This window comes from Pseudarthrobacter phenanthrenivorans (assembly GCF_000813845.1).
In the GTDB taxonomy this organism is placed as follows: Bacteria; Actinomycetota; Actinomycetes; order Actinomycetales; family Micrococcaceae; genus Arthrobacter; species Arthrobacter phenanthrenivorans_B.
Window position 1 is genome coordinate 147,472 of record NZ_JWTB01000014.1, and the last position, 21,995, is coordinate 169,466.

A 21,995-nucleotide genomic window follows, 5' to 3' on the forward strand; every position below is an offset into this window, starting at 1 on the left:
CCGCAGGCGGCGCAGAAGCGCGGAGGTTCCAGCTGGAGAAGGTCAGCGCACCTGGAGTGAAGGTACGACGCCGGTGCGTGGCCGCCGTCGTGCCTGTCCTCCTGGTGGGCGCCCTCCTGCCGGGTGGGCGGCTCCACGGGAAGGCCGCAGAGTTCGCAGAATGGGGCGGGTGCCGCCGGAGGCGGGGAGGAGGTGCTCACAGCGTCTTCTGCAGTTCCTTGATGGGCATGTTCAGGTCCACCAGCAGGTTCAGGTCGGCCGTGGCGGGGCGGCCCAGGGTGGTGAGGTAGTTGCCGACGATGACGGCGTTGATGCCACCCAGCAAGCCGTCGCGGGTGCCGAGGTCCCCGAGGGTGAGCTCCCGGCCGCCGGCGTAGCGCAGCACGGTGCGGGGCATCGCCAGCCGGAAGGCGGCAATGGCCCGCAGGGCGTCTTTTCCATTCATGATCGGCTGGTCCTGCAGGGGTGTGCCCGGCCGCGGATTGAGGAAGTTCAGCGGAACCTCGTGCGGTTCCAGTGCCGCAAGCTGGGCGGCGAGTTCGGCGCGCTGCTCCAGGCTTTCGCCCATGCCGATCAGGGCGCCGCAGCACAGTTCCATGCCGGCGTCCTTGACCATGGCGCAGGTTTCCAGCCGTTCCTCATAGGTGTGGGTGGTGACTACCTGCGGGAAGTAGCTGCGGGCGGTCTCCAGGTTGTGGTTGTAGCGGTGGACGCCCCAGGAAGCCAGCTGGTCCACCTGGCGCCGGGTGAGCATACCCAGGGAACAGGCGATGTTGATGTCCACTTCCTGCCTGATGCGGTCGATGGCGAACTTGACCTGGTTCATGAGTTTGATGTCCGGCCCCCGGACAGCGGCGACGATGCAGAACTCGGTGGCACCGGCGGCGGCGGTTTCCTTGGCGGCCCTGACCAGTTCCGGGATGTCGAGCCAGACGCCGCGCACGGGGGAGTCGAAGACCCCGGACTGGCTGCAGAAGTGGCAGTCCTCGGGGCAACCGCCGGTCTTGATCGAGATGATGCCCTCCACCTCCACCTCGTCACCGCAGTGCCGCAGCCGGACCTGGTGGGCCAGTTCCAGGATGTCCGGGAGCACGTCGTCGGGGAGGCGGAGGACGTCCAGCAGCTGTTCTTCGGCCAGACCCACACCTTGGTCCAGGACCTGCCGCCGCGCATTTTCCAGGATGGATCGGTCCTGCGGTCGAAGAGAGGTTGTCATCGCTGTCCTTTGGTTCGCCGGGATTTCTCTTTCCGACGCTAGTTCCACTGCCGCCGGCGTTTTTTGTCGGCTGTCCACAAGGGACGCCCGAAGGCTTTGTTGACACATTCGGTCAATGCTTAACGCCCTTGAAACAGTGGCGTGACCGAGCTGTCGTTTCCGCTGGCTACCGTCGGTTCGAGATCTTCCCCTTCCACTGAAAGAGGCAGCATATGAGCCAGGACCTGGATACCCCGCAATTACTGGAACGGGCGGCACCCGCCGGTGGCCCCGCCGTCGGGCGTTCTCCCGCTTCTGCCGCGGCGGGCAACACCGCCGCGCTCAACGCCACCAAGGAAAGCCTTGAGGATTACACGCTAAGGTTCGCGCCGCGCTCCTACCGGAAATGGAGCGCCGGAGTAGTGGCCACCAGCGCGCTGGGCGGCATCGCCTACCTGGCCGACTTCTCCATCGGGGCCAACATCGGCATCTCGTACGGCACGGTCAACGCGATCCTCGGAATCCTGGTGGCCGCCGTCGTCATCTTCGCCACGGGATTTCCCCTGGCGTACTACGCGGCCCGCTACAACATCGACCTCGACCTGATCACCCGCGGCTCGGGCTTCGGCTACTACGGGTCGGTGGTCACCAACGTCATCTTCGCAACTTTCACGTTTATCTTCTTTGCGCTCGAGGGCTCCATCATGGCGCAGGGGCTGGAGCTGGGGCTGGGCGTCCCGCAGTGGCTTGGGTACGCCGCGTCCACGGTGATCATCATCCCGCTGGTGATCTACGGGATGAACACGCTGGCCAAGCTGCAGGTGTGGACTACTCCGCTGTGGCTGCTGCTGATGGTGGTTCCGGTGGGATATCTGCTGGTTTCGCATCCCGGGAGCATCGACAGCTTCTTCGCCTACACGGGCGCTTCCGGTGACGGCGGGCCGAACCTGGCGTCCGTGATGCTCGCCGCCGGGGTGTGCCTGTCCTTGATGGCGCAGATTGCCGAGCAGATCGACTACCTCCGGTTCATGCCGCCGCGCACCGACGCCAACCGGGCTGCCTGGTGGCGGGCCGTGATCCTTGCCGGACCGGGCTGGGTGATCTTTGGCGCGATCAAGCAGATCGTGGGGCTGTTCATCGCCATCTACCTGATTGCCACCCTCGATCCCGCTGCGTCAGCCACTGCGAATGAGCCGGTGCACCAGTTCCTGGGCGTCTACCAGGAGATGATGCCGGCTTGGCTTGCCATGACGCTGGCCGTGGTGCTGGTGGTCATTTCGCAGATCAAGATCAACGTCACCAATGCCTACTCCGGCTCGTTGGCGTGGACCAACTCCTTTACCCGTATCACCAAGACCTACCCCGGCCGGATGGTGTTCGTGGTGGTGAACCTGCTGATTGCCCTGGTCCTGATGGAAGCCAACATGTTCGACTTCCTCAACACCATCCTGGGTTTCTACGCCAACTGCGCCATGGCGTGGGTGGTTACGGTGGCGTCCGATATTGCCATCAACAAGTACCTGCTCAAGATTTCCCCCAAGGTGCCTGAGTTCCGCCGCGGCATGCTCTATGCGGTGAACCCGGTGGGTTTCGTGTCCATGCTGGTGTCCGCCGGGGTTTCCATCGCGGTGTTCTTCGGGGCGTTTGGTGCTGCCATCCAGCCCTATTCGCCCATTTTCGCCGTGGGACTGGCCCTGGTCCTGCCGCCGGCCCTTGCCGTCCTGACCCGTGGGCGGTACTACCTTCGGCGGCTTGACGACGGGATCGACCTGCCGATGTTCGACGCCGACGGGAACCCCAGCGACGCTAGGCTCCGGTGCCACGTGACGGGTTTGGAGTTTGAACGGCCGGACATGGTGCGCTCGGCCCAGGACGCGCCCGACGGCGGTCCCCAGTATGTCTCATCGCTCGCCTTATCGACGGACAAGACAGGGGAGTTGGTGCTGCCAGGCCAGAAGTAGCCATTCAAGCTTTTCCCGTTTATGGAAATTAGGAAGCCGGTGCACGTCGGTGTGCCGGCTTCCTTTGTGACTTCTTCTGTCGCGTTCCCGATGGTAAAACCGGGACGGGGAAATGCCTGTGGATAAGTTTGATCGCCCTATTGTGACCTGGGCTACCCTTAAGTCACTGTTCGGAGCAAGCCGTCTTGAAACTACTGGGGGAATAGCGGCCCATGACATCACAGAACTTTCTTTCGTCCCGCAGTGCGCGGTCCGGTGCTGCAGCCCTTATTGTTGGTCTCTCCCTGGGTATGGCCGGCTGTAATTCGGGGGACTCTCCCGGGAATGGTGGAAGTTCATCCGCTGTGGCTGCCGAGACGCCCACAGCCACCGGGACTCCGACCCCCACTCCCACCCCGAGCGCCGTCTACAAGCCCGCCGACGCCACCGGCCCCGCCCAGAACGTGCCGGTCCCGGTAATGCCGGAGGTGGCCAAGACGGAGACGAAGGAAGGTGCTATTGCGTATTCAAAATATTGGTTTAGTGTTTTGAGCTATTCCTATGAGACGGGGGATACCTCTCTGTTTGAGGACATTTCACCTATTCCCTGTGACGCGTGCCAAAAGGTCAGCAAAGTTATCAAGGACTGGCACTCGGAGGGGCGTTGGTTGGTCGGTGGGAAGGTGTCTACACCCGTCGCAGATACAACTTTCAACAAAGCTGAGAACGGCACGTACCAAGTTGCAGTTCAGGTTCGCCAAGAGCCGCTGTCCTACATGCGAGCTGACGGGACTGTGGCTAGGACAGACCCTCAAGCGCCTGACCAAGGGAATTTGCTCGCCCTGAGCTACCGTGCTGGTAGCTGGTCAGTTGTTGAGCTCGGAAACATAGTCGGATAGTCATGTCCGTCCCACGCTGGCTCTCCGTCCTTTTCGTAGCGGTCCTAGTTATCGGGCTTCCTGCTTGGCCAGCGCAAGCGGGTAGCGGAGACGATCCAGAATTTGGAGGTTCTTGGGCGCCAGGACTAACTATGGCGGGGCATACTTGGGACGCAGAACGTAACGAGTTTGTTCAGTTGGACCCCAGCGATCCGCCTACCGACCCCAACGAGTACAAGTACGAACTCCAGTGCCATCTCGGCGGCGGTGACTTCGACACACCTTGCCTCGCGCGCCAGCTCGACTGCAAGGACCGGGAGGACGGCGCCAAGGGTATTCCCGTGATGTGGCTGTCGCGGCCCAGGGGTGTCCCGGGCGCGGTCTGGGCACATCACTCCGGACCAACGTGCCTTTACGACCCCAAGCCGGAGGATCTGCTGCCCCGGATCGCCGCGGACATCCAGCGCCAATTCCAGAATCTTCCGGTCAATGCCGGCAAAGTTGTGGCGCAGCCCAGCCCGAACACCCTGCGCGGCGCCGAAACCAACTTCTATGCCGACGCAGCTGAACAGCAGTTCGATGTCACCATGTTCGGCCAGCAGGTCCACGTGGTGGCCACACCCGTGCAGTACACGTGGAACTACGGCGACGGCACCGTCTTTGGTCCCCAGCCGTCCATGGGCGGTGCCTTGCCGCAGGACCGGTGGGGCGAAAAGACCCGGACCAGCCACGCCTATGCATCCACCGGGGATTTCCGGGTTGTCCTGACCACCTCTTTCCAGGGCACCTACTCCGTGAATGCCGGACCACCGCTGCCCATCCCTGGTCAGGGCCAGTTCACTTCCCCGCCGCAGACCATCAGCGTCTGGCGGTCCCTCACCCGCAACTACGCCGACGACTGCACCACCAATCCCCAAGGCCAAGGGTGTCCAGGCGCTGTACGGTGACCCCAGGACAACGGCGGCAGGATGTGATCCGCATCCCACCGGGACCAACGAGGAATAGTTGCACGCGCCCCACAGTTGGCACAGACAGTACGTCTTCAGCCTTCGAAAGGAACTGCGCATGCTGTTTTCCCCACTCACCCTCGGCGAACTGGAACTCCCCAACCGGCTGGTGATGGCACCCCTCACCCGTCTCCGCGCGGGTGAGAAGGGCATCCCCGGTCCGCTCGTCGTCGAGCACTACCGCCAGCGCGCTTCCCTGGGGCTCATCGTCAGCGAAGGGATCTACCCCACACCTGCAGGGCAGGCGTACCCCGGCCAGCCCGGCATCGTCACCGAAGAGCAGGTCGCCGCCTGGAAGAAGGTCACGGATGCCGTACACGCCGAAGGCGGCCGCATGTTCGCGCAAATAATGCACGGCGGCCGCGTTTCCCATTCGGACATTACCGGCGGCCTGCCGATCGTCGCCCCCAGCGCCGTGGCCATCGATGGCGTTGTCCGGACTCCCGCAGGCAAGCAGCCTTACCCCGTGCCCGAGGCCCTGACCACCGACGAACTTCCCATGGTCATCCAGGAGATCGTCAACGCCTCGCTGAACGCTATCGAGGCAGGATTCGACGGCGTGGAACTGCACTCAGCCAACGGCTACCTCCTGCACGAATTCCTCGCCCCGAACTCCAACATTCGGACTGACAGCTACGGTGGATCGCCGGAGAACCGGGCACGCTTTGTCATCGAAACCGTAAACGCCGTGGTGGCAGCCCTTGGGGCCAACCGCGTAGGCCTGCGCATCTCGCCCGAACACAATGTCCAGGGCATCGCCGAGACCGACGCCGCGGACGTCCGTGCCACCTACGAAGTCCTGGTGGACAGCATCGCGCCGCTCAACCTGGCCTACCTGAGCATCCTGCACCACGAACCCACCGGCGACCTCGTCCAGGATCTCCGCACACGGTTCGGCGGCACCTTCCTGGTCAACACGGGCTTTGGCGTCGTCACCACGCGCGAAGAAGCCGTAAACCTCGTGTCCGAAGGACACGCGGACGCAGTTGTGGTCGGCCGCCCCGCCATCGCGAACCCGGACCTTGCCCGCCGCTGGAAGGAAAGCCTTCCGCTCAACGAGCCCGACGCATCCACCTTCTACGCCGAGGGCGCCACCGGCTACACGGATTACCCGGCCTACCAGGGCTAAACGGCGCGTCGGCCACGACGCAACAGACGACGACGGCGGCACCCACCGAGGGTGCCGCCGTCGCTGGCTGTCCGGGGTGCTGGTCCCGGTCAGCAATGCCGGGAGGCCATCCGACGACCCCCGGCTGAAGACTTATATTGGCCCGCCGGACTCCAGCGGAAGCCGGCGGTGATCAGATGATACTCCATCGAATGGACTCTTACCATAGGCACTTTTCCAGCCCCTGGAACGGCCTAAAGCACGGCTTCACGGCCGGTGCCTTCCTTCATGAGCAGCCGCCCGTCCTCGATGGACACCAGCACGCTCTTGGGCCGTCCGCTGACCTTGGTGATGGCCTTCAAACCACGGTTGGTGACCTCTACCCCCACCTGCGCGCCCTTCGCCGGCAATTCCACGGACACCTCGGTGGCGATGCCGAGCAATGGGTTGGTGGACACGCCAAGATCCCTGCGCACCTCCTTGCCGTTGACGGTCACGGTGATGTTGGCGTCGTCGAACCCCTCCTGGAACACCATAAGCAATTCACGCATGACGGCCTCTTCCTTGAGCATCGGCGCCGGTAACGGCATGTCCACTACAGCACTTTGATGGCCCCAACGGAATACCTCCCCGCCCTGCTGCGCTCCCGGCGCCCCCGCCTCCGGTGGAGCCGGGAAGGCCTGTAGGGCAAGATGTTCAGGTGACCCAACAGCCTGCACCGTCCCCCGCTTCCCTCCCCTCCGGCGCATCAGGGGAGGACGCGGTCCACGCCCAGATCGCTGCCGAGCTTGGCGTGAGACCCTGGCAGGTGAAGGCAGCAGTTGGCCTGCTCGACGGCGGCTCGACGGTTCCGTTCATCGCCCGGTACCGCAAGGAAGCCACCGGGACGCTGGACGACACACAGCTTCGTGACCTGGAGGAGCGGCTCCGCTACCTCCGCGAACTGGCCGACCGCCGTCGTGCCGTCCTTGAAGCGATCGATGCCCAGGGCCAGCTGACACCGGAACTGCGCAATGCCATCCTGGCTGCCGACACCAAGTCCCGGCTTGAAGACATCTACCTCCCGTTCAAGTCCAAGCGCCGGACCAAGGCCCAGATCGCCAGGGAAGCCGGGCTGGAGCCGCTCGCGGAGACGCTCCTGAAGCGGCCGGACCTGGACCCCGAACGGGAGGCCGCCAAGTACCTGGACACCGCGCACTCCATCGGTGACACTGCCGCCGCGCTCGCCGGCGCCCGTGCCATCCTGGTTGAGCGCGTGGCGCAGGATCCGGACCTCGCCGCCACCCTGCGGGACCGGATGTGGACGCAGGGCCGCATGGTCTCCCGCGTCAAGAAGGGCAAGGAAGCGGAAGGCCAGAAGTTTGCGGACTACTTCCAGTTCGCCCAGGCGCCGGACCGCATGCCGTCCCACCGCGTGCTGGCCCTCTTCCGCGGCGAGAAGGACGGCATCCTTGAGCTGGACCTCGCCGAAGCCGATCCGTCGGACGACGCCGCCCTCACCGCCGCCCGCGCCCGCTACGAGTCAGCGGTGGCCAGGTTCCTCGGCGTCGCCGACCGCGGACGGCCAGCCGACGCCTGGCTGATGCAGACGGCACAGGCGGCGTGGCGCTCGCGCGTCCTGGCCCGCCTCACCTCTGACCTGCGGGCCAGGCTGTTCGCCGCAGCGGAGGACGAGGCGGTCCGCGTGTTCGCCGCCAACCTCAGGGATGTCCTGCTGGCCGCTCCCGCCGGCAACCGGCCCACCCTGGGCCTTGACCCCGGGCTGCGGACCGGCGTCAAAGTCGCGGTGGTGGACGGCACCGGCAAGGTGGTGGCCACAGACACCGTCTACCCGCATGCTCCGGCGCGGAAGTGGGACGAAGCCCTGGCCACCCTGGTCCGGTTGGCCCGGCAGCACGCCGTCGAACTGGTGGCCATCGGCAACGGAACCGCGTCACGGGAGACGGACAAGCTGGCCGCCGAATTGATCAAGCTCCTGCCGGAAGTGGACCGGAAACCGCAGAAACTCGTGGTGTCCGAGGCCGGCGCGTCGGTGTACTCCGCCTCGGCGCTCGCCGCCGCCGAGCTGCCGGGCATGGACGTGTCGCTGCGTGGCGCGGTCTCCATCGCCCGCCGCCTGCAGGATCCACTGGCCGAACTCGTCAAGATCGACCCCAAGTCCATCGGCGTGGGCCAGTACCAGCACGACGTGACGGCGTCGAAACTCGACCGCAGCCTGGATGCAGTGGTGGAGGACTGCGTGAACGCCGTGGGAGTCGACGTGAACACCGCATCGCCGGCGCTGCTCAGCCGGGTGGCCGGCGTCGGACCCTTGCTGAGTGAAAATATCGTGGCCTACCGGAACGAGCACGGCCCCTTCACCAGGCGCACCGACCTCAAGAAGGTGCCCCGCCTGGGCGCCAAGGCGTTCGAGCAGTGTGCCGGCTTCCTAAGGATTACCGGGGGAGCGGAACCGCTGGACGCCTCGAGCGTGCACCCGGAAGCCTACGCTGTGGCCCGGAAGATCCTGGTTGCCGCGGGCTCGGCGCCGGCGTCGTCCCTGGACCCGCAGAAGTTCGTTGACGACACCTTCGGGCTGCCCACCGTCCGGGACATCCTCGCCGAACTGGACAAGCCCGGGCGTGATCCCCGGCCCGCCTTCGCCGCCGCAACCTTCTCCGAAGGGGTTGAAAAAATCTCGGACCTGGTGCCCGGCATGATCCTCGAGGGCACCGTGACCAACGTGGCGGCGTTCGGCGCGTTCGTGGACGTGGGAGTCCACCAGGACGGGCTGGTCCACGTCTCTGCCCTTGCAAACCACTTTGTCTCGGACCCGCGCGAAGTGGTCAAGTCCGGCCAGGTTGTCCGCGTCAAGGTGCTGGAGGCCGATCCGGAGCGCAAGCGGATCTCGCTGACCTTGAGGCTCGACGACGAACCGGCGGGCGGCGGTGCAGGTTCAGGGCCTCGCGGCCCAGGCGCCGGGAAGACGGAGCGTAGCGGAAAGGCGGAGCGTACCGGAAGGGCGGAGCCAGCCGGCAAGCCCGACCGGGGCGGCAAGAGCGAGCGGGGCGGACGCCCGGACCGCCAACAGTCCGCAAGGCCCGGGCCGGGGGCGGCTGGCGGTGGCCGGCCGGCTCCAAAACCCCAGCCCGTCAACACGGCGATGGCCGAGGCGCTGCGGAAGGCCGGGCTGGGAAAGTAGCCAGGGCAGTACTGGAGTCCGGAAGGGAAGCCGGCGGGTCTTTTGGCCGGGACGGGTTTTCTGCAAGGGTGGAGTATGACGTATTTCCTGGAGTACACCGTTCCTGCCGCCCCCGGCGATGCCGAATTCGAGTTCCCGCACGACGAGATCAACTCCGGCGCCACCATCCCGCTGACCCAGACCGGGGCCGACGTCGTGCATACTCCTGCCCTTCCGGCCCGCACGGGCATTGTGGGCGCCACCGTGCCCGAGGCGAAGCTTGAGGCGGAGCAGCTGATCTCCCACAGCCGCGCCGCCGAAGCGTCCCTGTACTACGATCCGTCCAACTCCCTGCAGGCGGGCGTTGGCACCCTGGTGAGCACCTTCAGCGAAGGCCAGGGCTGGCAGGACGTGCAGGACACCGGCTTCTAGCCGGCAGTGTTCACCAGGCGGGGCCGGCCGAACCTTGTCCGAACGCCCGGGGAGTAAAGGACTGACTCGGGCGGTCCACTGACGCTGATTCCTGCCGCCCCCACCAGCCCATCGGAGAACTGGTGGACGTCCGCGGCAAACAGGGGCCACGGATTGTGCGTGTTGGGAATGTAGGCGGTTCTTCCGAGGAAGTGGCCGTGCATGCCGAACCTGGCAGTCAGGAAGACTGACAACGGGTCAGCGGCTGCCGTGTCGAGGCGCGGAACCACGGCGAAGGTGCTGCCGGCGGCAGTGCGGCCGAACCGTCGCACCGAGTAGCCCAAGGGAAAATCCCCAAGGCTGCGGGCAAGGGTGAGTCCGCTTGAATCGGGTTGCTGCAGGTCGCCGTCTCCACCGGGAAAGGGCGGCCAGTGCCGGATGCGTGACCAGACGTAGGGTATTCCGGCCGCCCTGGTTGCCAGGACCACGGGGAGCCGGTTGGCGTCGAGGCTGAGGAACACCACGCCGCGGGTTCCGTCCGGTCCGCGTGAGTAGAGCCGCACGTTGACCTCGTTGAAGCTGCCCAGGTACGGAATGCCCGGGCCGTGCCCAAGTCCGGCTTGTTCCATGCGGAAACCGATGAGCCCGACCCAGGAACTCCCGTCGAACACGTCCGGCCGGACCCCGGCCGGCATGTATCGCGCCGCCACTGACTCCTGAATGCGCCAGTGGAGGAAGATGGCGTCCAGCCAGCGTTGGTCAGAAAACACCGGCGAGGGCAGTCCGGGTGGCCGCGGCCAGATTTCGGCGGCATTCGAGTTTGCCTTCACGGCTTTCCACTCCTTCGCTTGGCCGGATCACCGGGCTTCTGGCGCACGGCTGTTGAAGCTCTTAGTTCAGCGGACGCGCGTTCTCCGGAAGCTGGCCGCCGGCAAGAAGGCTTGCCGCCGTGTCCGCCAGTGCCGTCAGGGCCACCCGCTGGGTCCACGGTCCGTATGAGATGCGGGCGACGCCCAGTTCCTGGAGCCTGGCCGGCGGCAGGGAGCCGGGCACGTTGATGACCGAGACCTTGTTCCAGCCGATCCCCTCCACCAAGGCGGTGACGGTGGCCTCGTCCAGCAGCCCGGGGACGAAAACGGTGGTGGCGCCGACGTCCAGGAACGCCCTGCCACGGGCTATGGCATCCGCAACAACCTCGTCGCGGTTCCGGTCCCCGGCCTTGAGGAAGGCGTCCGTCCGGGCATTCAGAACGAAGTCGATTCCCTCGGTGGCGCCTGCATGCACTGCTGCCGACATCTGGTTGACAGCATCTGCGAGCGGCCGCATCTGGTCCTCGATGTTCGCTCCGACGACGCCGACTCCAATCGCCCGCCTTACCGTTTCGCCCGGGTTTCCGTACCCCGACTCGAGGTCGGCGCTGACCGGCAGCTGGGTCGCAGCGGCGATGCGGCCCACAAAGCCGACCATCTCGCCAACAGGGATGTTCTCGCCGTCGTCGTAGCCCAGTGTCGCAGCGATGGAGTGGCTGGCGGTGGCCAGGGCGGCGGTGCCCGGCACATCCGTGATGACTTTGGCGGTTACCACGTCCCACACATTGACCACCTGAAGGATCTCAGGTGCCTCGTGCAGGCGGAGCAACTCGGATGCCTTGGCGCGGGTGGATTCGGTCATGGCTGAAGCCTAACGGACGGGCAGGACCTTACCCCGCGGGGGCGGCGGCGCCGGAAGCCGGGTCCTTCTGCCACGGCCAGCGGCCGGTGATTTCCAGTTCCAAAGAAAAGCTGAGGAATGTCCTGATCAGCACGATGATGGCCAGCACCCCGACGCTTTCGAACGTCGGCGTGACGGCAACGGTCCGGATGATATCGGCAGCGACCAGCAGTTCCAGGCCAAGGAGGATGGACCGTCCCAGCAATTGGCGGTAAGACCGGTAGAAACCCAGTCTGCCTGCTCCGGGCGGCAGCTGCCGCGGCTGGTGGCCGCGGAATGCCAGCGGGAGGGACACCACGGCCCCGACCACCATGACGGCAACGCCCGCGAAATCGACCAGCTGCCCGACTGCCTCAATGATCTCCCGAAACTCCATGCCCTGCCTCAACTCGGGCCAGGCGTGCCGCGGCCGGCCTGGCAGTGACCAGGGAACGGCCGCGCCGGTTATGGATGCCGGACGCCGTTCCCCGCGATAACGTCCCTGTACCCTTCCCGAAAGGTGGGAAACGTGAAGGTGAATCCGGTGCTGCCCAGGAGGCGGTTGCTGCAGCGCTTGTTGCCTCCGCGGGCCGGGCCTGCGTCGCCAACCGGGGGCGAAGGCTGCCCCAGTTCCGCCGCAAGGAACCGCAATACCGCCCCCAGGTCTGCGGGATCGTTGTCCACACCCACGTAGACAGGCGCAGGTGCTGCTTCCATCGTGGCCAGATGGACGATGGCGGCCGCGGCGTCGTCGCGGTGGATGCGGTTGGTGTAGCGCACGTCGCTGGGGATGACCGCGGACTGCGTCCGCACCTGGTCGATCAGCCGGGTCCGGCCCGGCCCGTAGATGCCGCCAAGCCGCAGCGAGGTGCTGGAAGTGCCGGTTCCGGCGAGCCGGGCCTGCAGCAGGTCTTCCGCCTCCAGCAGCACCCGCCCCGAGAAGCCGCCGGGTTCGGGCTTAGTGGATTCATCCACCCAGCCCCCGCCTGCGTCCCCGTAGACCGCCGTCGAGGACACGAACAGGATCCTGTCCGGCGTCACCTTGTCGCGCTCCAGCGCGTCGAGGACATGGGCCACCCCGTCTACATACGCTGCCCGGTACGCCTCCTCGGTAGGGGAGTCGGCAGCGACAGCGATGACGACGGCGGTGGTGTCCGCCGGGACTGGCGGCAGGTCCGGCGATCCCAGGTCTGCCGCGGCGCCTTCGATGGCCGCCGGCAGTCTTCCGGGGGTCCGGCGCCAGCCCACGACCCTGTGGCCCAAAGCAGCGAAACGGAGCCCTGCCTCGGTGCCCAGGTCACCGCAGCCCGCCATAAGAATCGTCATTGGCTACGGTGCCTCCACCGGGAAGAAAACGCGCGGGTCCTGCAGGAGGGCGGGGTAGGCGAACGCAGAACGGTCGATGATCTCCAGGACGTCGAAGTTCCTGCCGAACCGGCCATCATCAAGGGTGATGGGACGGCCCACGACGTGTCCCAATGCGAACCTGGACCCGTTCTCGAAGGGGACCGCCACGGGCGTCTTTCCGGGAAGGGTCCGGAAAGCCTCTTCCTGCGCAAGCCGCTTGCGGGTGGGCTTCTTTGCCTGCGGCTTCGGGGGCGCCTTCTTCGGGGCGCGGGAAGGACGTCGGGACCCGTCGTCCACATAAACGGGGGAGTACCCGTCATCCCCGCCGGCCATGGCTGCCGCCTCGGCAGCCTTGCGGTTCACCGGTGGCAGCGCCACCGTGTTGAGCGACTGGGGATCGACCTCGTCGTACGGCTCCCGCAGGATCCACAGGATGTCTCCCTCAGGCTCCTGCGGGAGAAACTCATGGCGCGGCTCCGGCCAGACATAGTCCATGTCTGGAATCGCATCCGTAAAGACAGACGTGTAGAACTTGGGTTCCTTGTGGACCAGCTTGGACCGGTGGCTGAGGTGGAAGTCGGGATCCCCGAGCCACGGCGGCATGACAATCTTCGCGGCATAGTCGGGGTGGGCAGCCTGCGGGGCGAACTCGGCGATGTTCGCCCGGGTGTTGTCGGGGTGGCCCCGTTCGATCCATTCATCCACCATGGCCAGCCCATACATGGTGAGCGCGGGCACGTGGCCCATCCACATGCGGATCGCAGGGTGCGTCTGCCACCCATAGCCGGGAATCACCAGGGCGCGGAGGGTCTGCAGCGCTTCAACCCGCTGCTTGCCCAGCCGTGCTGTGTCCAGGGCTTTGGCGCTTTGGCGGAAGTCAGGGTACGGGAGGAAGGTTTGCATCTATTCAGTCTGACGGCATGCGGCGGATGTTCCAATTACAGTGCGCGGGACCACGCACGGCACCGGGTGCTGTCCAAATAGTGGACGCATACATACGGCTCCCAGGTTAAACCACTAAGATCACCGCAACCACCCCCGCGTTTTGGAAGCTCTCTCATGACATCTACACCTGACAAAGCCGTCGACCATGTCCCCGCTGCCCTGCCCCGGTACGGGCAGATGCTGGGCCCTGAAGCCCAGGGAATCCTGGTTCTTGACGAGTTCACCATCGATCCTGCCGCGGCCCGGAAGGACCAGCACCGCTTCCGCGACGGCATGGCTACCGTCGCCAGGACGGTCCGCCGCATTGCTGCCCTCCGGGTGGTGATCGCGCTCGTGGCCATCGGCAACCTGCCGCTCTTCCTGCTCTCCAGCGGCTGGTGGATCTACGGTGTTTCGCTCACGCTCGTCGTCGCCGTGCACACCGCCGTCACGCTGCTCAACCGGCACGAGCCGCGGCTCAAGCAGCGGTCCGCCCTTGAACTGCACATGCACCGCGAACGCAGCGCCAACTACCGCAAGGTCCGGGACGCCGTGAAGTACATGATCGACACCCCCAGCCGGATGAACGAGCACCTCTACCTTGAGCTGCTCGCCGTAAAGCGGGTCGCCCTGAACCTTGCGCACGGCACCGTCGCGCTGCTGGACACCAGCGATGAATCCGCATGGAAGGTGCGGATCGTCCGGGAGCTGCACGCCAGCTGATATCCCTGCCCTGGCCGCTTCCTGCGGCAGGAAAGAAGGAATTAAAGAACGACGCCGGCACATCCCTCGTGGGGGTGTGCCGGCGTCGTCTTTTGGTCAACGGAATTTGTCTATCGCCGACCTGTCTGTGTCGCCTTTGCAAGGCGGAAGCGGGCCAAGCCGCTGGATACGGTCAACGACCATTACGCGGGAAGCTGGATAACCTGTCCCTCGAAGACGAGGTTCGGATCCGAAATGGTATCCAGGTTCGCGTCGGCAAGGTGCTGCCAGCCGCCCTGGATGCCCAGCTTGTCGGCCACGATGCTCAAGGTATCGCCGGCCTGCAGGGTGTAGGTCTCACCGCTGAGGGGAACCGAGGTTGCGTGCCGCGGTGCCGGAGCCTGCTTGGCCGGCGCGCTCTGCACCTGGATGCTTTGCGCGGGAGCAGCCTGGACGGGTGCGCTCTGTACTGGTGCGCTCTGGACCGGCGCTCCGCCGCCACCGCTCAAGCCGAGCTGTGAGGCGCAGGACGGCCAGGCACCCCAGCCCTGGGAAGCCTGGACCCGCTCGGCCACCGCGATCTGCTGTTCACGGCTGGCCTCGGCGGGGGAACCGGTGCCGCCGTAGGCCGCCCAGGTACTGGAGGTGAACTGCAGGCCGCCGGAGAAGCCATTGCCCGTGTTGATGGACCAGTTGCCGCCGCTTTCGCACTGCGCGAGTGCATCCCACGTGGACGTGGGGGTCGCTGCGTTGGCCGCCGTGGCTGAGAGGGCCAAACCTGCCGCGGAGACGGCGGCCAGGGTGACTCCGCGGCGTGCGGCAGTACGGAACTTGGTGTTTTTCATTATGGTGATGCTCCTGAAGGCCACCAGCGCTGCTTCCGTCCCCGGAGATCGTCGCGCCACTGCCCGCCCCTGACGAATAGAGGTCACTGTCGGCTGCTGCCGCTGGGCAGTTCTGGTGAAGGCAGCACCGGGCAATCAAAAAGCCCGCCTGGCGGGCATGTATTTCACGCTAGGTCATCGTTTGGGTGTTATCAAATCGGGATACCGGCAGGCGTGGCGCCGTGGTGCACGGGGCCCCGTGTCCCGCGGGGAAGCATCCGCCCGGATTGCCCAGAAGGCACAAACCCGGGAGGGGCACTATCCTGACCGGATGGACAACTTTGCCGGCGGCAGCACCATGCCCGAAAACGAAACGGATTCTGCGGAACCCGCAGCCCCTGCCCAGCCCCTCCCGGTGACCGAACTTCACCTGCATATCGAGGGCACGCTGCAGCCGGAGCTCATCTTTGACCTGGCCCGGCGCAACGGCATTGCCCTGCCGTATTCGGGCCTGGATGAACTCCGCGAAAAGTATGAGTTCACGGACCTCCAGTCCTTCCTTGACCTCTACTACGCCAACATGGCCGTGCTGCAAACCGAGCAGGATTTTGCGGACATGACCCGTGCCTACCTGGAGCGGGCGGCCGCCGCCGGGGTCCGGCACGCGGAAATCATGATGGATCCGCAGGCCCACCTATCAAGGGGCGTTCCCCTCGAAGCCTGCGTCAGGGGCGTTGCCTCGGTGCTTGCCACATCGGAGCAGGACTACGGAATCTCCACCATCCTGATCGCGGCCTTCCTGCGCGACCTGCCCGAGGATTCCGCGCTGGAGGTCCTGGACCGCCTGCTGGCCATGGATGCGCCGATCGGCGCCATCGGCCTGGACTCGGCCGAAGTGGGGAACCCGCCGTCGAAGTTTGAGCGGCTCTATGCGAAGGCGCGCGAGGCCGGGCTGCGGCTGACGGCGCACGCCGGGGAAGAGGGCCCGGCGTCGTACATCACGGAGGCCCTGGACATCCTGGGTGTGGAGCGGATCGACCACGGCATCCGCTGCATGGACGACCCCGACCTGGTGGAGCGGCTCGTGGACGCACGGATCCCCCTGACGGTCTGCCCGTTGTCCAACGTCCGCCTGCGGACCGTCGACACCCTGGCCGACCATCCCCTACCTGCGATGCTCGCCGCGGGACTCAATGTTTCCGTGAACAGCGACGACCCTGCCTACTTCGGCGGCTACGTGGACGACAACTTCACCCAGCTCACCGCCGTCTTTGACCTCTCCGACTTCGACAGGGCCCGGCTGGCCGCGAATTCCATCCATTCCTCCTTTGCTTCGGAGGAACGGAAGGCGGAACTGCTGGCCGAGCTGAACGGCCGGGAAGTGTCCGACTGACGGCTGCTGTGTCGGGCGCAACAGCCGGGCTGCGGGGCCGGTAAACTGGTGCCGCAGGCGTGTCCGGGAGTGCGGTGCGGCACCCATGCCGGCGCTTAAAGGGTTATGCAGACAGCCCTTACCCGAGACCTCAGCCTCACTTGCGGCATAATCCGCTTCACAGTCGGTCACGACACGCAGAGTTAACCAATTAAAGTCGCGCGATTTAACGGGCAGTTGGCAAGATGCCTAAGACCGATCGCTTTTATATAAGGGGAATCATGGCCAAGTCCACCGCAGAGAACACCTACCTTCGACTCAAGACCGTGCTGGATGTCCTGACCGAAGGCGTGTGGTCCGGCGATGCCCTGAACGCCGGCCAGGTGCTGGCGGAAGCGACGGCCCGGGTGCCGTTCAACGAGCACGAGGCGGAACTTCTCAGCGGCGGAATCCCGCGGGGGCACAAGACGCTCACCTCGGCCACGGCCAAGCTGGTCAAGGCAGGCTGGCTGATCAAGGGCCGCTCGGGCTGGACCATCACCGAGGACGGCATGCGCGCCACGGTGGCCTTCCCTGACGCTGACTCCTTCGCGGCGGCGCTCGACGCCGGCACGCCGGTCCCCGCCGATACCCCGGTTCCCACGGCTCCCGAGGGCTTTGTCCGCCCGGTCTCCGCTGCAGCAGCAACGCTGGAGGTCCCCGCCAAGGAGGAAGCCCCGAAGAAGGCTGCCAGGAAGGCTCCGGCCAAGAAGGCCGCCTCCGCCGTGGGCAAGGCAGCCAAGGCCATCGAAGACGCCGTTGAGCCTGTGGTCAAGGCCGTCCGCAAGAAGTCCACCGCCAAAGACAAGGCCGGGACTGCACCTGCCGGGTCATCCGCACCGGCAGAGCCGTTCGAGGACGCGGACGTCGAGACCCTGCCGCAGCCGGAGGCCGTGGCCGTGGCCGGTGACTTCAATACCATCCTGGGTGCCCCCGAGAACTGGGCGCCGCAGTACGACGAGGCCCAGATGGAGTTCGACTTCCTGGAACAGCTCTGGAAGAAGAGCGCCGAACTGCCGGCCGGGTACTACACGTTCAAGATCGCCCTGAACCGTTCCTGGGCTGAGAACTACGGCGCCTTCGGCACGTTCGATGGCCCCAACCACGAACTGCACCACGCCGGCGGCACGGTGACCATCCGCTATAACCACGCCACCCGCGACATCACCATCAACTAACGGGTTGCCCTCCCGCCCAACCGGGTAGCGCCAACTGCCGTTCTGGAGGTTCCAGCACGCAGTTCCAGCGACCGCAGTTGGGCGGGGTGCAAGGTCCAGGAGGAGCAGCATGGGCAGGCATGAACGCCCCCGGGATGACGCGGGCCAAGAGGCCGTACGCCTGGAGGCCCGGGTGTTCGGGATGGTCCAGGGTGTCGGCTTCCGGTACTGGACCATGGGCACCGCGGAGGAGCTCGGGTTGTCTGGTGAGGTGAAGAACCTCGACGACGGCTCGGTATCCGTTGTTGCCGAGGGGCCCGGGCCGCAGGTCCGGAAACTCCTGGACTGGTTGAATTCCGACCGGACGCCCGGCCGGGTGGAACGGGTGGACGACTCACTGTCGCAGGCCAGCGGCAGCTTCCGCGGCTTCCGCGTCCGCTGACACTAATCCCGCTTTGCGCGGGCCCCGTCCTGGTTCCGCGGGCTGAGGCCGATGAAAGCCCCGAGCTCTTCGAGGGCCGCGGGTTTGTGCGGCATGTAGCTGGTGAGCTCAGGGGACCGGATGATCACGGCACGCCACTGCCCGCGGGACACCGCGACATTAATCCGGTTCCGGTTGAGCAGGAAATCCGCGCCCCTCGGGGCCTCCGCCACAGCCGAGCAGGCCATCGACACCAGCACCACCGGAGCCTCCTGGCCTTGGAACTTGTCCACCGTGCCTACCCGGACCTCCGGCAGACCGGCCTCCGCCAGGTGCCTGCGGATCAGGTGGACCTGCGCGTTGTAGGCAGCCACCACCAACATGTCCTGCTGTTCCAGCGGGCGCGGCTCCACCTCCGGGCCGCACCTCCACTTCAACCCCAGGTGGCGGCGGACCTGGCGCACCACTTCCTCTGCTTCCTCCGTGGACGCCGTGGCGTTGCCGCTGTGGTCAACGAACACTGTCTCGACACCGGGAGGCAGCTCCTCAAGTATCCGCTGGGATGCCGCAGGAGCAGACTTCAGCTTCCCCTCGTAGCTGAGGGTTGACACCGCACGGCACAGTTCCGGATGCATGCGCCAGGTGTCGGCCAGGAAGTAGCCGAGGGTGGCCGGAAGGGTGGCGTGTCCCGCTGCGAGCCAGCCGAGGGCGGACTCGTCCACGGGTTCCGGATGGGCGCCCTGGGTGACTTGGGGGAGTTGCTGGGGGTCACCCAGCAGGAGCAGCCGCGTCCCCGCCCGGCTCACGGCCAAGGTGTTGGCCAGCGAGAACTGGCCGGCTTCATCGATGACCAGGAGGTCCAGGGACCCGGGCGGAACTTCCTTGCCGGTCATGGTCCATGCGGTTCCGCCAACCAGGCAGCCGCCGGGGGAGGAGAGCAGGCGCGCCACATCGCCTTCCGCCGTGAGGGTCCACGGAACCGGGTGGGGTGCAGCCAGTTTCTTGCCTACCCGCTGTGCGTCCACCCCGCCGGTTTCGATGGCGCGGCACAGCAGGTTCTCCACCACGTTGTGTGACTGGGCCACCACCCCGATCTTCCAGCCTTTCGCCACCAGCCGGCCGATGACGTGCGCGCCAACGTAGGTCTTCCCCGTCCCCGGAGGTCCCTGGACGGCCAGGTACGAGCGGTCCAGGTCCAGCAGCGACCCGGTGATGGCACCGGCATAATCTGCGGCACCGTCCTCGCCGTGCCGGACGGCCGCCGGGCCCGGGAGGGAACGGAACCGCGGCGGCAGCTTGCGCAGGATGTCCACGCCCGGCTGCGCAGGCAGCGACGGTGCGGAAGCGCCTACGGCGCGGGCAATCTCCGTGATGGAGGCTTCGATGCTGGCCGTTGCCAGCGGCTGGTCCTCGGTCAGCGCCACGGGGAAATGGGGATATGCGGCAACCTTCCGCGTTTCCCGTTCAGCGATAGTGACCAGTTGTTCCGGGCTGTCCTGCGCCGCCTCGAGCCCGCTGATCCTGGTGCCAAACGTGTAGGACCTGGTTCCGGGTGCGGCCTCCGGGTTCGTCCCATCGGGACCCGGAGCGTCGTACAGCCGGCACCAGGTGGAGTCCGCACGGAAATCCGAGCCCTCGGTCATGGTGCCGCGGAGTCGCAGGACGCGGGTGCGCATCCGTTCCCGTGGCTTGGCCAACGCCCAGTCGGAAACCACTTCCGCGGATGACACCACGAACACGTTCCTCTGGTCGGACCAGCTCTCCAGCGGGGCCTCGACCCGGTCGAAGTGCTGCCACCAGAACTGCTTGCGTTCGCGTCGGTGGTATCCGGTGGCGGCCGCCACCATGGCGATGGCGCGCTCATCATTGGTCCAGGGCCGGTTGTCCGGCAGTCCGGCAAGGAACCGGCGCAGCCTTTCGTGCTCCGGGGATTCTTCCCTGCCGGCCGCGGCCTCGTCCTTCCCTCCCGCGGGAAGTCCAGCGGACCGGTCGGGGAAGTCGGCGGCGGGAGCGGCACCGCCAGGATGGCCGGGTGCGGACCCGGCCTGCTGCCCCACCTCCAGCAACCAGTCGCGAAGGCGCAGCGTGGAAAGGCAGTCGTAGCGGTTGTAGTCTGAAATCGAGGCCAGGATGGTGTCGGCTTCTGCCCTCCGCCCCTCGTCCCGCGCGGCACAGTAGGCGGCATAGGCCACCACCGATGCGCCGGCGTCCTTGACGTCCCCGGACCTGAGGTTGCCACCCATGTAAAGCGGTTCGAGCTTCTTGATGGAGTACGACGCTTCGGAGATGCGGACGGAATGCCGCACGGTGGCGTACAGGTCCACCAGCAGTCCCTGCCGGAGCCAGTCGTCCACGGTGTCCTCGCCCGCCTGGTGGGCGAGGGACAGGTTCCGGAGCGCCGTCTTTTCGTAGGGGGCGTAGTGGTAGACATGCATGTCCGGGTACCGGGCCCGGCGCTTCTCCACGTACTCCAGGAAGTCCAGGAAGGCGCGACGTTCCCCGGACCGGGAGTGTGCCCAGAAGGGCCGGAATACAGGATCTCCGTCGGCGCCCGCAGCGGGCGCTTCGATGACGCCGAAGAGGTACTCGATGCCCCAGACGCCGGTGGCGGGGTCCTGCCAGAGGGGGTCGCCCTCAAAATCAAAGAAGATGTCGCCAGGGCTCGGAGCGGGCAGTGATCCGATCGTGTTGTCCGGCAGCACGGTGTAGGCTACCGTGTGCGGCTGGCCGTCCTTGCTGAACGTCCGCGAGCCTGACGGCTGCTCCAGCCCCAGCTGCATCCGCGCCTGGGCACGAAGCCGTGCGACGGAGTTCTTTGCTTCGGCGGCGGGGAGGGCAGCCAGGTCATCAATGGTGGTGATTTTGGCTGCGTGAAGCTTCCGCCGCTGGACAACGGACATGCCTGCCACCATCAACAGGTCCCGGTGCAGCTTGACCTGTTCAGCGCAGTAATCGCATCGCCCGCAGTGCACGATGCCGGGCTGTTGCCACTGCACCGCTGCCCCGGCGGCACGGTGGTTGGCCGTGAGCTGGCGGAAGCGCCGGCGTCGTTCCCGGAACACGGGCAGCAGGTCCGCCAGCGAGTGGGTGCTCCGCAGCCAGTCGTCGCCGACGCGGGTGCCCAGCACCAGCGTGACCACGGGGGAGGGCTCCAGTCCCATGCCGATGAGCTGGTCGCCGTAGGCGGCGAGCTGAAGGAGCGCCCCGACCTTGGCATGCCGGGCAAGCTTGGTGTCCCACACCTCATAGCGGCCGGGGTTGCCTGTGCCGGCGGCCTCGTTCACCAGGAAATCCGCGTAGCCGAGGAATTCCCCGTCGAAGAAGGTGGCCTGGAAGACGACGTCGGCACCGGACCTGAGGGCGAGCTCGGTTTCGGCGTGCCGGGCCTGCAGCTCGCCGCGCAGGGCGGGGCCACGCTCCAGCGAGTACACGCCTGCCGCGCGGCTGGCATCCCACTCGCCGTACTTCGCCACCAGGCTGGCCAGGACGGTGCGCTCATGCCGGTCACCGAGTTCACCGGCGCGCTTTTGCATCTCGTCGACGGGGAACTCCGGCTTGGGAGTCCGTCCCAGTTTTTCGTCCAGGACCCGGAGCGTGCGGTACTCACACTCGGATGCAGCCACCAGGTCGCTGGCCGAAAACACCAGGTCCGGCGGGGCGGCGGACCCGGCGTCAGCGCCGGCAGAGTCGAGCAGAAACACGGGGCCTCCCGAACTGTTCGCGGGCCCGGGACGTTTCCCCGGCCTGGCTCAAACGTAGCAAGAGGGGCTGACAAAGCAGCACGTTGCCCCTGCCGGGGTTTCCTGCCTGGCCTGCCGCCC

19 protein-coding genes are annotated in these 21,995 nt (G+C 66.3%); 10 read left to right on the forward strand and 9 right to left on the reverse strand.

Annotated elements, in window-relative coordinates; genetic code table 11:
* Positions 1-196: 196 nt before the first annotated feature.
* Positions 197-1,216 (reverse strand): biotin synthase BioB, encoded by a 1,020-nt coding sequence (gene bioB / locus RM50_RS08040; RefSeq protein ID WP_043451576.1) that lies wholly within the window; start codon positions 1,214-1,216, stop codon positions 197-199.
* 212 nt (positions 1,217-1,428) lie between these two features.
* On the opposite strand from bioB, the gene RM50_RS08045 reads away from it, so the two are divergent.
* The 4 genes from RM50_RS08045 (at position 1,429) to RM50_RS08055 (ending at position 6,149) form a co-directional block, all read left to right on the forward strand.
* Entirely contained in the window at positions 1,429-3,156 is a 1,728-nt protein-coding gene (locus tag RM50_RS08045; RefSeq protein ID WP_043451579.1) for a purine-cytosine permease family protein, read from the forward strand.
* A 290-nt stretch (positions 3,157-3,446) separates the two neighbouring features.
* Complete coding sequence (locus tag RM50_RS21260; RefSeq protein WP_430929400.1) at positions 3,447-4,034, forward strand: DUF6318 family protein; 588 nt, start codon at positions 3,447-3,449, stop codon at positions 4,032-4,034.
* A 131-nt stretch (positions 4,035-4,165) separates the two neighbouring features.
* The gene (locus RM50_RS08050) at positions 4,166-4,960 is read left to right on the forward strand and encodes a hypothetical protein (protein WP_052260046.1); all 795 of its coding nucleotides are present in this window, start codon (positions 4,166-4,168) and stop codon (positions 4,958-4,960) included.
* 118 nt (positions 4,961-5,078) lie between these two features.
* Positions 5,079-6,149 carry an alkene reductase gene (locus RM50_RS08055; protein WP_043451582.1) on the forward strand — a complete coding sequence of 357 codons (1,071 nt, stop codon included), beginning with the start codon at positions 5,079-5,081 and terminating at the stop codon, positions 6,147-6,149.
* Positions 6,150-6,382: 233 nt separating this feature from the next.
* Here RM50_RS08055 and RM50_RS08060 read toward each other — a convergent pair whose 3' ends face one another.
* Positions 6,383-6,700: a hypothetical protein gene (locus RM50_RS08060; protein ID WP_043451585.1), complete on the reverse strand. Its 318-nt coding sequence runs from the start codon at positions 6,698-6,700 to the stop codon at positions 6,383-6,385.
* Positions 6,701-6,828: 128 nt separating this feature from the next.
* Between RM50_RS08060 and RM50_RS08065 the strand changes: the two genes are divergently transcribed.
* Both RM50_RS08065 and RM50_RS08070 read left to right on the forward strand, forming a co-directional pair.
* The gene (locus RM50_RS08065) at positions 6,829-9,309 is read left to right on the forward strand and encodes a Tex family protein (protein WP_043451588.1); all 2,481 of its coding nucleotides are present in this window, start codon (positions 6,829-6,831) and stop codon (positions 9,307-9,309) included.
* Positions 9,310-9,384: 75 nt separating this feature from the next.
* A complete protein-coding gene (locus RM50_RS08070; RefSeq protein WP_043451592.1) occupies positions 9,385-9,720 on the forward strand; it encodes a hypothetical protein in 336 nt (111 codons plus the stop codon).
* On the opposite strand, the gene RM50_RS08075 is transcribed toward RM50_RS08070, so the two are convergent.
* The 5 genes from RM50_RS08075 to RM50_RS08095 all read right to left on the reverse strand — a co-directional run bounded on the left by RM50_RS08075 (position 9,717) and on the right by RM50_RS08095 (position 13,638).
* Complete coding sequence (locus tag RM50_RS08075) at positions 9,717-10,529, reverse strand: YqjF family protein (RefSeq protein WP_240471909.1); 813 nt, start codon at positions 10,527-10,529, stop codon at positions 9,717-9,719. The two genes, RM50_RS08070 and RM50_RS08075, sit on opposite strands and share 4 nt — an antisense overlap.
* Before the next feature lie 61 nt (positions 10,530-10,590).
* A complete protein-coding gene (locus RM50_RS08080) occupies positions 10,591-11,370 on the reverse strand; it encodes an isocitrate lyase/PEP mutase family protein (protein ID WP_043451597.1) in 780 nt (259 codons plus the stop codon).
* Positions 11,371-11,398: 28 nt separating this feature from the next.
* A complete protein-coding gene (locus RM50_RS08085) occupies positions 11,399-11,785 on the reverse strand; it encodes a DUF1622 domain-containing protein (RefSeq protein ID WP_043451600.1) in 387 nt (128 codons plus the stop codon).
* 68 nt (positions 11,786-11,853) lie between these two features.
* The gene (locus RM50_RS08090) at positions 11,854-12,714 is read right to left on the reverse strand and encodes an NAD-dependent epimerase/dehydratase family protein (protein ID WP_043451601.1); all 861 of its coding nucleotides are present in this window, start codon (positions 12,712-12,714) and stop codon (positions 11,854-11,856) included.
* Positions 12,715-12,717: 3 nt separating this feature from the next.
* Positions 12,718-13,638: an MSMEG_6728 family protein gene (locus RM50_RS08095; RefSeq protein ID WP_043451603.1), complete on the reverse strand. Its 921-nt coding sequence runs from the start codon at positions 13,636-13,638 to the stop codon at positions 12,718-12,720.
* A 156-nt stretch (positions 13,639-13,794) separates the two neighbouring features.
* On the opposite strand from RM50_RS08095, the gene RM50_RS08100 reads away from it, so the two are divergent.
* On the forward strand, positions 13,795-14,382 hold the full coding sequence (locus tag RM50_RS08100; protein ID WP_043451604.1) for a hypothetical protein: 588 nt from the start codon (positions 13,795-13,797) through the stop codon (positions 14,380-14,382).
* Positions 14,383-14,564: 182 nt separating this feature from the next.
* Here the strand turns inward: RM50_RS08100 and RM50_RS08105 are convergent, their stop codons facing one another.
* Positions 14,565-15,206 (reverse strand): transglycosylase family protein, encoded by a 642-nt coding sequence (locus RM50_RS08105; protein WP_043451605.1) that lies wholly within the window; start codon positions 15,204-15,206, stop codon positions 14,565-14,567.
* A gap of 310 nt (positions 15,207-15,516) precedes the next feature.
* Here RM50_RS08105 and RM50_RS08110 point away from each other — a divergent pair, with 310 nt between their 5' ends.
* From RM50_RS08110 to RM50_RS08120, 3 genes are all read left to right on the forward strand, one after another.
* Positions 15,517-16,578: an adenosine deaminase gene (locus tag RM50_RS08110; protein WP_043451739.1), complete on the forward strand. Its 1,062-nt coding sequence runs from the start codon at positions 15,517-15,519 to the stop codon at positions 16,576-16,578.
* A 260-nt stretch (positions 16,579-16,838) separates the two neighbouring features.
* Entirely contained in the window at positions 16,839-17,774 is a 936-nt protein-coding gene (locus tag RM50_RS08115; protein WP_043451606.1) for a glycosidase, read from the forward strand.
* A 109-nt stretch (positions 17,775-17,883) separates the two neighbouring features.
* Positions 17,884-18,195, forward strand: coding sequence for an acylphosphatase (locus RM50_RS08120; protein ID WP_043451607.1), 312 nt, complete (start codon positions 17,884-17,886; stop codon positions 18,193-18,195).
* Positions 18,196-18,197: 2 nt separating this feature from the next.
* Here the strand turns inward: RM50_RS08120 and RM50_RS08125 are convergent, their stop codons facing one another.
* Positions 18,198-21,875, reverse strand: coding sequence for a TM0106 family RecB-like putative nuclease (locus RM50_RS08125; protein ID WP_043451608.1), 3,678 nt, complete (start codon positions 21,873-21,875; stop codon positions 18,198-18,200).
* Between the last annotated feature and the right edge of the window lie 120 nt (positions 21,876-21,995).

What these genes read in the sequence shown, in the direction of transcription:
- RM50_RS08105 (WP_043451605.1), bottom strand. Translation starts at nt 15,206, where the DNA reads ATGAAAAACACCAAGTTCCGTACTGCCGCACGCCGCGGAGTCACCCTG.
- RM50_RS21260 (WP_430929400.1), top strand. Translation starts at nt 3,447, where the DNA reads ATGGCCGGCTGTAATTCGGGGGACTCTCCCGGGAATGGTGGAAGTTCA.
- RM50_RS08055 (WP_043451582.1), top strand. Translation starts at nt 5,079, where the DNA reads ATGCTGTTTTCCCCACTCACCCTCGGCGAACTGGAACTCCCCAACCGG.
- RM50_RS08045 (WP_043451579.1), top strand. Translation starts at nt 1,429, where the DNA reads ATGAGCCAGGACCTGGATACCCCGCAATTACTGGAACGGGCGGCACCC.
- RM50_RS08115 (WP_043451606.1), top strand. Translation starts at nt 16,839, where the DNA reads ATGGCCAAGTCCACCGCAGAGAACACCTACCTTCGACTCAAGACCGTG.
- RM50_RS08050 (WP_052260046.1), top strand. Translation starts at nt 4,166, where the DNA reads ATGGCGGGGCATACTTGGGACGCAGAACGTAACGAGTTTGTTCAGTTG.
- RM50_RS08120 (WP_043451607.1), top strand. Translation starts at nt 17,884, where the DNA reads ATGGGCAGGCATGAACGCCCCCGGGATGACGCGGGCCAAGAGGCCGTA.
- RM50_RS08110 (WP_043451739.1), top strand. Translation starts at nt 15,517, where the DNA reads ATGGACAACTTTGCCGGCGGCAGCACCATGCCCGAAAACGAAACGGAT.
- bioB (WP_043451576.1), bottom strand. Translation starts at nt 1,216, where the DNA reads ATGACAACCTCTCTTCGACCGCAGGACCGATCCATCCTGGAAAATGCG.
- RM50_RS08060 (WP_043451585.1), bottom strand. Translation starts at nt 6,700, where the DNA reads ATGCTCAAGGAAGAGGCCGTCATGCGTGAATTGCTTATGGTGTTCCAG.
- RM50_RS08095 (WP_043451603.1), bottom strand. Translation starts at nt 13,638, where the DNA reads ATGCAAACCTTCCTCCCGTACCCTGACTTCCGCCAAAGCGCCAAAGCC.
- RM50_RS08100 (WP_043451604.1), top strand. Translation starts at nt 13,795, where the DNA reads ATGACATCTACACCTGACAAAGCCGTCGACCATGTCCCCGCTGCCCTG.
- RM50_RS08085 (WP_043451600.1), bottom strand. Translation starts at nt 11,785, where the DNA reads ATGGAGTTTCGGGAGATCATTGAGGCAGTCGGGCAGCTGGTCGATTTC.
- RM50_RS08090 (WP_043451601.1), bottom strand. Translation starts at nt 12,714, where the DNA reads ATGACGATTCTTATGGCGGGCTGCGGTGACCTGGGCACCGAGGCAGGG.
- RM50_RS08080 (WP_043451597.1), bottom strand. Translation starts at nt 11,370, where the DNA reads ATGACCGAATCCACCCGCGCCAAGGCATCCGAGTTGCTCCGCCTGCAC.
- RM50_RS08070 (WP_043451592.1), top strand. Translation starts at nt 9,385, where the DNA reads ATGACGTATTTCCTGGAGTACACCGTTCCTGCCGCCCCCGGCGATGCC.